Raw genomic sequence first — 9,524 nt, 5'->3', positions numbered from 1 at the left:
TCTTCGAGCTGCTGCACTTCCCAATCTTGGATATGGGCGTGGCGCCGGCGCGATCCGTCGCCGATCTCTGCAGCAAGATCCTCGGCGCCATCTTCGATCACCGCCCGGTACTCCTGCATTGTCGGGCCGGGCTCGGCCGCACCGGCACCATCGGCGCCTGCTGCCTGGTCTCATTGGGATTGACCGCCGAGGATGCCATTCGTAGCCTGCGCACCCGCTCTCGGCTGTACATTCAAACCGAGAGCCAAGAGAACATGATCGGTCACTACGCGGACCATCTTCATTCGCTGGTCGACGCTGGAACCTTGCCGGATCTCTTCAGCCCGCCGGGCACCCTGGGTCTGCACTCCTTGAGCAAGCGTCTGGCCGAGAGCGGTCTGTCCATCAACGGAAGCCGCGGATAGCTCGACATCGGCGCCCCGGGAAGGCTAGCTACCCCTCCTCCACCGAGGCCACCATCGCTTCCAGCTGCGTCGCCGTCACCGTTCCACTGTGCACGGCGGCGATGCGGCCGCTGCTGTCCAGCACCACCGTTCGCGGCAGGGCGAGGACTCCAAAAAGCTCGAGGATCCGCTGGTCCGCCACCACCACCGGGTACGTGATGCCCAGCTCCTGAGCCGCCCGGCGGCTGAGCTCCGGTGGCTCGTCGGCCCCGACGCCCAGGAGAGGCACGGTGGGGTTGTCTCTGCGGAACTGATTGAGCTCGGGAATCTCGGTGCGGCAAGGAGCGCACCAGCTGGCCCAGAAGTTGAGCACCACCGGCGTACCCCGTAGCTCCGCCAGCGGCACCTCTCCACCGTCGAGTCCGGCGAAGGCGACTTCCGGCACCTGGCCGCCGGCGTTGCGCGGCTCCATGACCAGCCGATCCGCGGCGGCAAAGCTACCGACGAAGAGCATCAGCACCGCGGAGGAGCTGGCGGCGAGCTTCCACGCCGACGGCCCCACAATCCTCCCGTTGGCCTCCGCAGCCGCTCCGGCCTCGGAAGCCACCTCGCCCGCGGCGGCTCGGCGAATCATCCACCGGCGAGCGAGCAGAGCGGCGGTGACCAGACCGATGGAGATGTACTGCCGCGAGGTCAGGCCCAAGGCCACCTCGGGATGAGTGCGCAGGAACTCGATGAAGAAGCGCACCATCGCGTGCCCGACGATGAATTCCATGGCGATGGTGCCGGCGGGATGGGGTTTTCGGTCTCGGTGCAACAGGATGCCGAAGAGCCCGGCGTGGAGAATCACCTCAAAGAGGTTGGTGGGGTGCTTGGGCACCAGGCTGAAGTGCGGGCCGTAGCGCACGTAGACCGCCCACGGAGCATCGGACCAGGCGCCGAAGCAGCAGCCGGTGAGAAAACAACCGGTGCGCGCCACCGGGTAGGCGATGCAGGCCATGAGGGCGGTGACGTCGAGGAGCCGCAGGTAGCGGTCTCCGCGAATCCACACCATCAGCAAGAGCACCCAGGCCAGCACCGGCAGAAAGCCGCCGTACCAGACCAGCCCGCCGCGGGAGAGGGCCTCCGTCAAGGTCAGCGGCCGGTAGAAGGCCGCCAGCGACCCCCACCGTTCGGAGAACCAGGCCACCGCCGCCACCGACCACACCCGGGACACCACCACCCCCAGCACCGCGATGGACAGGCAGTAGATCAGCGCGCGGCTCCAATGGCCGAACACCGCCTTGCGGGGCGAGTAGATGAGAAAAAAGATCGTCCCCACCACCGCCGCAGCCACGGCCATGGTGGGGTACCAACCGATGGACCAGCCGAAGAGCTCCAAAGGCTCGAGCATGCTCGTCTCAGCTCCGTCGGGCAGGTCGTCGAGGTCGCAGGAAGGCTAGGGCCACGACGGATCAGCGAGCAACGCCGAGCTTGCTGCGACCGCTGCCCTTGGGGCCTTCCGGCTCCTCCGCATAGCGCATGTAGATGCGCAGCAGATCGAGGACCGTGCGGCCCTCGCCGTAGGCGGCGACGACGCGGTACATCCGCGAAGCCTCGTCTTTGAGCTCCTGGGAGGTCACCGAGTGGTGGATCCACGCCAGCACCTCGAGCGCCGCCTTGATCTTGGTCGAGTTGAGCTTCGAACGCTCGCGGGTGCTGAACGCCTCCTGTACCAGGGGCGCCAGCTCGGTAGCGAAGAGGTTCTCGTAGAATGCCGCGCCGGATGCATTCTGCAAGCCGCGCAGCTCCGTTTCGTGCTTCACCGCAAGGGAGGTGAGCCGCTTCATGGCGTTGGAGTTGGCTGCCAGAGCCGTATCCAACACCAGCCGCGCCTCCTCCGGCCCGAGGCCACCCAAGAAGCTCTCGCAGGAGCACTCGCAGGAGGTGGCGCAAGGTTCCTCATCCGGATTGCGCGGATTGTCGAGGATCAAATCGACATCAAAGTCCTTGAGATTGTTGGGCAGGCTGGTGGTGAAGTACTTGGTCTGGGTGCCGACATTGAACCGACCGACATAGGTGCCGAGGGGGCGATTGGCCCCCTCGCCGCCGTTGGCATTGGCATCGAAGATCCACACCGGCGCCCCGGAGTCCCCGGATTGGCCGAAGGCGTTGGGACTCGAGATCCGCCACAGATCGTCCAGAGTGACGGTAAACAGAGGGTTGTTGCTCCAATCGGTCACCGCTACCTGAACGATGAATTCCAGCCCCTCGAGCATCCCGGTGCGCAGATCGGCGGTAGCCGCACCGCAAATCGACGACTGCGCGAAGATCAGAGTGGCGGCGTCGTCGGTATCCGGGGCTTCCATCAGCCATGGATCCACGGGTCCCGGGATCGGACCGAAACCGTTGCACACCGGTACTCCTTCCTGGCTTCCGTCGGCGGCCTCCGGCGACGCTGCCTGGTCACAGGCTCCCTCCTCGTTGAAGGCGACAAAGTCGATGTCCTGACGGATATTCTGCGGCACGAGCACGGAAGTGTGGGGACCCAGCCGCAGCACTCGGCCGGTTTCCGAGAAGCCCAAGCAGCCTATGGACTGCATGGCGCTGGTTTGGATGTCCCGGGGGATCTGGTCGAAGAATTCGTATCGATGCATCGGCCCCACCGAGGTGGTGTGGAGAGCCGCCAGATACCCAATGCTCTGGGCTCCCGTCGACTCGCCGTTCTCGTTCTCCTCATCGGCCCGATTGGACTGCACGAGCCAGCCCATGGAGCCGCGGGGACAATTACCGTTCGGCTGGCTGAACTCACCGCTCCACACCTCGGACTGGCCGGGACGTTCGTCGGCGTCCAGAATCACCGGTGAGGCGACCTCCAGGACATAAGCGATATCGCCCAAATCGCGGGTCACTCCGTGGTTGACCAGCGCCGTCTGCGCTGCCGCGGGCGGCGTTCCTTGCGGCACCAAGACGGCGAGCTCCCAATCCGTATCCCCCACGTTGCGCACGATGCCGAGCCCGAAGATGGACGATTCCGCCAGCAAGGCGTCCTGATGGTACTCCTTGATCTGCCGCAGGGTATTCAGCCGCGCAAGCTCAGCGGCGGTAGCCGCATCGGGCTCGTACAACTCAGCGACTTCCGCCGCGTACTCCTGCAGCGTCTTCTCCACCGCCGGCACCTGCGTCGGCTGCGGGATCGCATAGCTCTCCGTGACCCCCAGATATCGAGGGATCTCCATGTGCAGGGTGCCGTCGGAGCCCCCGGTAGCAAACCCGGCGAGGCCCCAAGCCAAGAATCCTCCCACCGCAGCCAGCACCGCGGCAGAGCGCAGGACCCGACGGGCCCCCGGCGAAAGAATAGAGAGCGACCCACTTCGTCCGTTCTTCAACAAAACCTACCTCCCACAAACAAGCAAGATGCCTAATATTGGAATACCACAGAGGAGGTGTGCAGGTCGGGAACAATCGGGACAGCTTCGGTGTCTGTATAGACGATTGTCACTTCGGCGGTTTCGGAAGGTCGGCTCTCCGGAGCGCCGCCGAGGTCGCAGCGAGGATCCCCGACCTGCTCCTCGAGGACAACATGCGGCTGCTCGTATATGCCTCAGTAGCATGAAGTTACGCGTCTGAGTCGCTTTTTTCGCCAAATAGGAGGAAAAAACGTTGTGAGCAGCCCTAACTCCTTGACATCCCTGCGACATTCCCTAAAATTTCTACCCGGTTAGATCGAATTTTCTGCAGTCAACAGCCGCGATGCTCAACGAGTCGGGCTCGACAAAAGTTTGTCGGATCCGGCGCCGCTGAATCCGGCCCTGAGGAACTCCCCAAGTCGATGGCGCTCAAACACCACACCATCATCTTCGTCCCTCATGCCCAGGCCAAGCTCCGCAAATGGCGGGTAACGAATCGACAGCTGGTCATCGCCGCTGCCTCGATCCTCTTCCTCACCGCCTTTGCAGTCTTCATCAGCTGGTCCTACTTCACTACCGCATTCGATCGCGACCGCCTGGAAGGTCTGCGAGCCGAGAATCAAGACCTCCAGCAGGTCAACGAGAGCTTCGCCGAGAGCATTGGCGAGCTCGAGGGCAGGCTGGCGGAATATGAGGACCGCACCCGCAAGCTGGCGATCCTCGCCGGTCTCGAGACCCCGGGCATCAACAACGGCGACGCCGGTATCGGCGGTCTCCCCTCTGCTCCTTCGGATCTCGAGCAGCTCGAATTCCTCGACGCCCGAGTCAACGTTCTCGACGGCACCCTCAGCCAGGTCGCCGAACGCCTGGACGAGCGCGCCCGCTGGATCTCCGCCATGCCCACGCTGCTGCCGGTGCGTGGCATCAGCACCAGCGCCTACGGGTTGCGCAAGGATCCAGTGACCGGCAAGCGAGCTTTCCATCAGGGTCTGGACATCTCCGCCGCCCCCGGCGCCGAGGTGCGGGCCCCCGCCGACGGCATCATCACCCACTCGGGTTGGAACGGCGGCCTCGGCAAGTCGGTCTTCCTCTCCCACGGCTATGGCATCCACACCCGCTACGGCCATCTCTCGAAGCTGGCGGTGGAAGAAGGTACCCGGGTGCAGCGGGGCGAGGTCATCGGCTACGTCGGCAGCACCGGCCGCTCCACCGGCTATCACCTGCATTACGAGGTGCGGGTCGACGGCAAGCCCACCAACCCCATGGGCTACATCCTCGACCGCGTCTCCTGGCGCTGAGCCAAACAGCCCCGCACCGCCTCCGTCGACTCCCGCAGGTGACTCTCACCGGGCCGAATCCCTCGGCCCCAACTTCTCCTGCACGTCTTCTTCTTTCTGCTAGACTCGAATCTCGCCGTCGCCGACGGCGTCTTCGACCTACCGTGAATTTCCCGACGGTGCCCCACGATCCATGATCAACAAGCTTCTGACTAAGGTCTTCGGCAGTCAGCACGACCGCGAGCTCAAGCGTATGGCCCCCACCGTAGAGGCCATCAACGCTCTGGAGCCGGAGATCCAAGCCCTTTCCGATACTCAGCTCAAAGCCAAGACCGACGAATTCCGCCAGCGCCTGGAGGCGGGAGAAACCCTCGACGATCTGCTCGTCGAAGCCTTCGCCGTGGTCCGCGAGGCTTCCGTGCGCACCCTTGGCATGCGCCACTTCAACGTCCAGCTCCTCGGCGGCATGGTGCTCCACCAGGGCAAGATCGCCGAGATGAAGACCGGTGAGGGCAAGACCCTCGTCGCCACCCTCCCCGTCTACCTCAACGCCCTCGCCGGCAAGGGTGTCCACGTGGTGACGGTGAACGACTATCTGGCCAGCCGCGACGCCGAGTGGATGAGCGCGGTATACGAGTTCCTCGGCCTCACCGTCGGCATCATTCAGCACAACCTGGGGGACCAGGAGCGCAAGGCAGCCTATCGGGCGGACATCACCTACGGCACCAACAACGAGTTCGGCTTCGACTACCTGCGGGACAACATGAAGTTCGAGGTCGCCAACATGGTGCAGCGGGGGCATGCCTTCGCCATCGTCGACGAGGTGGACTCGATCCTCATCGACGAGGCCCGGACGCCGCTGATCATCTCCGGTCCTTCCGAGCAGTCGACGGAAAAGTACTACCGCATCGACGCCATCATCCCGCGACTCAAGCAGGGTGAGGAGATCGAACACGAGGACGGCTCCAAGGAGACCACCGGCGACTTCATCATCGACGAGAAGGCCCACACCGTCGCCCTCACCGAGGACGGCGTGGCCAACGTCGAGCGCATGCTGGGCCTCGAGAACCTCTACGACCCGGTGAACATGGAGGCCCTCCACGCGGTCAACCAAGGCCTCCGAGCCCACAACATGTTCAAGCGCGACGTGGACTACCTGGTCAAGGACGGCAAGGTGGTCATCGTCGACGAGTTCACCGGCCGCATGATGGAGGGCCGCCGGTGGTCCGACGGCCTGCACCAGGCAGTGGAAGCCAAGGAGAAGGTGAAGATCGAGCGCGAGAATCAAACCCTCGCCACCATCACCTTCCAGAACTACTTCCGCATGTACGACAAGCTCTCGGGCATGACCGGTACGGCGGAGACGGAATCCACCGAGTTCGGCCAGATCTACAAATTGGAAGTGGTGGTCATCCCCACCAACCGGCCGATGATCCGCGACGACCGCGCCGACCTCATCTACCGCACCGCCGACGAGAAGTGGCAGTCGGTGGTCGAGGAGATCCAGCACTGCCAAAGCACCGGTCAACCGGTGCTGGTGGGCACCGTCTCCATCGAAACCAGCGAGAAGCTCTCCAAGCTGCTCAAGCGCCAGCGGGTTCCCCACGTGGTGCTCAACGCCAAGTATCACGACCGCGAGGCTTCCATCGTCGCCCAGGCGGGACGGCGCGGCGCCGTGACGCTGGCCACCAACATGGCCGGCCGCGGCACCGACATCGTCCTCGGCGGCAATCCCGAGATCATGGCCGCCGCCGAAGCGGATCCGGAGACCAAGCCGGAAGAGTACGCCGAGGCCTTGAAGGAGGCGGAAGCGAAATGCCACGGCGCTCGGGAAGAGATCCTCGAGCTCGGCGGTCTGCACATCCTGGGCACCGAACGCCACGAATCCCGCCGCATCGACAACCAGCTGCGCGGCCGCTCCGGTCGTCAGGGGGACCCCGGCTCCTCGCGCTTCTTCCTCTCCCTGGAAGACGATCTGATGCGCATCTTCGGCTCCGACCGCATCCGCGGCCTGATCCGAGTCGGCATGCAGGAAGGCGAGCCCCTGGAGAACCGCATGGTCTCGCGGGCTATCGAGAAGGCTCAAACCCAGGTCGAGAATCGCAACTTCGAGATCCGCAAACACCTGCTCGAATACGACGACGTGATGAACCGCCAGCGGGAGGAGATCTACCGCCTGCGCCGTTCCATCCTCGAGAGCACCGACGACAGTCACGAATTCGTCCAGACCACCAGCAACGATCTGGTGGAGTTTCTGATCGACCAGCACTGTCCGGAAAAATCCGACCCCCGAGACTGGAAGCTGGACGAGCTGACTACCGAGTTCAACGCCTACTTCGACATCGAGCTCCACGAGCAGGATCTGGAGCTCACCGAGCTGGGTATCGACGAGCTGCGGACGGAGCTCCAGCGGCTGGTGGCGGAGAAATATCAGGAGAAGGTGGACGAGTACGGCGAGGACGTCATCCACGCCCTCGAGCAGCAGGTGTTGTTGCGGGTGGTGGATACCAGCTGGAAGGACCACCTCCTGGCCCTCGATCACCTCAAGGAGGGCATCGGCCTGCGCGGCTACGGTCAGCGAGACCCGCTGAACGAGTACAAGCGCGAGAGCTTCGAGCTCTTCGAAGCCATGCGCGAGCGCATCGAGGATACGGTGATCAAGACCGTCTACCGCATGGAGCCGGTCAGCCGGGAAGAGATGATCGAACGGGAGCGCCAACGCCGCGAGAAGGTGCGGGCGGCCATGCGCTTCTCCGCTTCCGGTGCCGGCAACACCTCGGCCATTCCCAAGCAGGTCGTTCGGCAGGGTGACAAGGTCGGACGCAACGATCCCTGTCCCTGCGGTTCCGGCAAGAAGTACAAGAAATGTCACGGGGCTCCGTCGGCGGCCCACGCCGGCTAGCAGTCCCAGGCGCCCTTCGTGATCGACCCAACGATCCACCGAGATCGTCGGGTCGTCCATTCAGCTACCGCTCACCCAGCCAAGATTCGAGGATGATGCAAGACAACCACCCACCCCTGGCCCTGACCTTCGACGACGTTCTCATCGTCCCCGGCATGTCCGAAACCCACCCCAACCAGGTGGCTCTAGGAACCATCGCTTGCCGGGACATCGGCATGAACATCCCGCTGATCTCCGCCGCCATGGACACCGTCACCGAGTCCCGTCTGGCCATCGCCATGGCTCAAGAAGGGGGTATGGGGGTGATCCACAAGAACCTGCCGGCCCACCGCCAGGCGGAAGAGGTGGACAAAGTCAAACGCAGCGAGGCGGGCATGATCGTCGATCCGGTGACCATGCACCCCCAGCAGCGCATCCGCGAGGCGCTGGAGGTGATGGCCCGCTACAAGATCTCCGGCGTGCCGGTGACCGACGACGACGGCCGGCTGGTGGGCATCCTGACCAACCGGGACTTGCGCTTCGAGGAGAACCAGGACAAGCGCATCGACGAGCTGATGACCAAGGAGAACCTGGTCACCGTGCCCCCCGGCACCACCCTCGACGAAGCCAAGGCGATGCTCCACAAACACCGCATCGAGAAGCTCCTAGTGGTGGAGAAAGACGGCTCCCTGCGGGGCCTGATCACGGTCAAAGACATCCAGAAGATGATGGACTTCCCCACCGCCTGCAAGGACGAGCTGGGGCGACTGCGGGTCGCAGCGGCGGTGGGCACCTCCGGCGACTTCCTGGAGCGCGCCCGGGCACTGGTCAAGGCGAAGGTGGACCTGCTGGTAATGGACTCCTCCCACGCCCACAGCCGCGGGGTGCTGCAAGCCCTGGAGACCATCCGCGAGGAGCTGCCGGAGATCAAGATTCTCGCCGGCAATGTGGCCACCGCCGAGGGCGTGCGGGCGCTGGCGGAGCGCGGAGTCGACGCCGTCAAGGTGGGCATCGGCCCGGGCAGCATCTGCACCACCCGGGTGGTCACCGGCGCCGGACTCCCTCAAATCAGCGCCATCATGGAGTGTGCCCGGGAAGCTGCCGAGCACGGCGTGCCGGTGGTGGCGGACGGAGGCATCAAATTCTCCGGCGACATCACCAAGGCCCTGGCCGCCGGCGCTCACTCGGTGATGATCGGCTCGCTGCTGGCGGGCACCGAGGAAAGCCCCGGTGAGACCATCCTGTACAAGGGCCGTACCTTCAAGGCCTACCGGGGCATGGGCTCCCTCGCCGCCATGGCCGCCGGCAGCGCCGACCGCTACTTCCAGGAAGATCTCACCAAGATGGTTCCCGAAGGCATCGAGGGCATGGTGCCGTACAAGGGCAGCGCCCACCAGATGGTGAGCCAGCTCACCGGCGGCCTGCGCTCCGGTATGGGCCTGGCGGGCTGCTCCTCCATCGAAGAGCTGCGCACCAAGGCACGGATGGTCCGCATCTCCAACGCCGGCCTGCGGGAGAGCCATCCCCACGACGTCCACATCACCAAGGAGTCACCCAACTACTGGGTCGATCAGGTTTCGACCCAGTAGTTGGG

At 64.4% G+C, this 9,524-nt stretch carries 6 protein-coding genes; 4 read left to right on the top strand and 2 right to left on the bottom strand.

Translation table 11 applies throughout. The annotated features are described in order from the left end of the window. On the top strand, nucleotides 1–404 hold a 404-nt coding region (locus SX243_23505), incomplete at its 5' end, for a tyrosine-protein phosphatase (protein ID MDY7095952.1). 28 nt (nucleotides 405–432) lie between these two features. Here SX243_23505 and SX243_23500 read toward each other — a convergent pair. Both SX243_23500 and SX243_23495 read right to left on the bottom strand, forming a co-directional pair. Beyond that, a complete protein-coding gene (locus SX243_23500; protein ID MDY7095951.1) occupies nucleotides 433–1,776 on the bottom strand; it encodes a TlpA disulfide reductase family protein in 1,344 nt (447 codons plus the stop codon). Between the two features lie 61 nt (nucleotides 1,777–1,837). Beyond that, nucleotides 1,838–3,751 (bottom strand): hypothetical protein, encoded by a 1,914-nt coding sequence (locus SX243_23495; protein MDY7095950.1) that lies wholly within the window; start codon nucleotides 3,749–3,751, stop codon nucleotides 1,838–1,840. Between the two features lie 443 nt (nucleotides 3,752–4,194). Between SX243_23495 and SX243_23490 the strand changes: the two genes are divergently transcribed. From SX243_23490 to guaB, 3 genes are all read left to right on the top strand, one after another. Further along, nucleotides 4,195–5,070 carry a peptidoglycan DD-metalloendopeptidase family protein gene (locus SX243_23490; protein ID MDY7095949.1) on the top strand — a complete coding sequence of 292 codons (876 nt, stop codon included), beginning with the start codon at nucleotides 4,195–4,197 and terminating at the stop codon, nucleotides 5,068–5,070. A gap of 172 nt (nucleotides 5,071–5,242) precedes the next feature. Beyond that, nucleotides 5,243–7,951: a preprotein translocase subunit SecA gene (gene secA, locus SX243_23485; GenBank protein ID MDY7095948.1), complete on the top strand. Its 2,709-nt coding sequence runs from the start codon at nucleotides 5,243–5,245 to the stop codon at nucleotides 7,949–7,951. Between the two features lie 95 nt (nucleotides 7,952–8,046). Next, entirely contained in the window at nucleotides 8,047–9,519 is a 1,473-nt protein-coding gene (guaB, locus tag SX243_23480) for an IMP dehydrogenase (protein MDY7095947.1), read from the top strand. The last annotated feature ends 5 nt before the right edge of the window (nucleotides 9,520–9,524 follow it).

This window comes from Acidobacteriota bacterium (assembly GCA_034211275.1).
Taxonomy (GTDB): Bacteria; Acidobacteriota; Thermoanaerobaculia; order Multivoradales; family JAHZIX01; genus JAGQSE01.
The sequence above is the reverse complement of the archived record's forward strand: the minus strand, read 5'-3'. Positions and strand labels throughout refer to the sequence as shown.

Coding starts and splice junctions, on each gene's coding strand:
- SX243_23500 (MDY7095951.1), bottom strand. CDS start 1,776: ATGCTCGAGCCTTTGGAGCTCTTCGGCTGGTCCATCGGTTGGTACCCC.
- SX243_23490 (MDY7095949.1), top strand. CDS start 4,195: ATGGCGCTCAAACACCACACCATCATCTTCGTCCCTCATGCCCAGGCC.
- secA (MDY7095948.1), top strand. CDS start 5,243: ATGATCAACAAGCTTCTGACTAAGGTCTTCGGCAGTCAGCACGACCGC.
- guaB (MDY7095947.1), top strand. CDS start 8,047: ATGCAAGACAACCACCCACCCCTGGCCCTGACCTTCGACGACGTTCTC.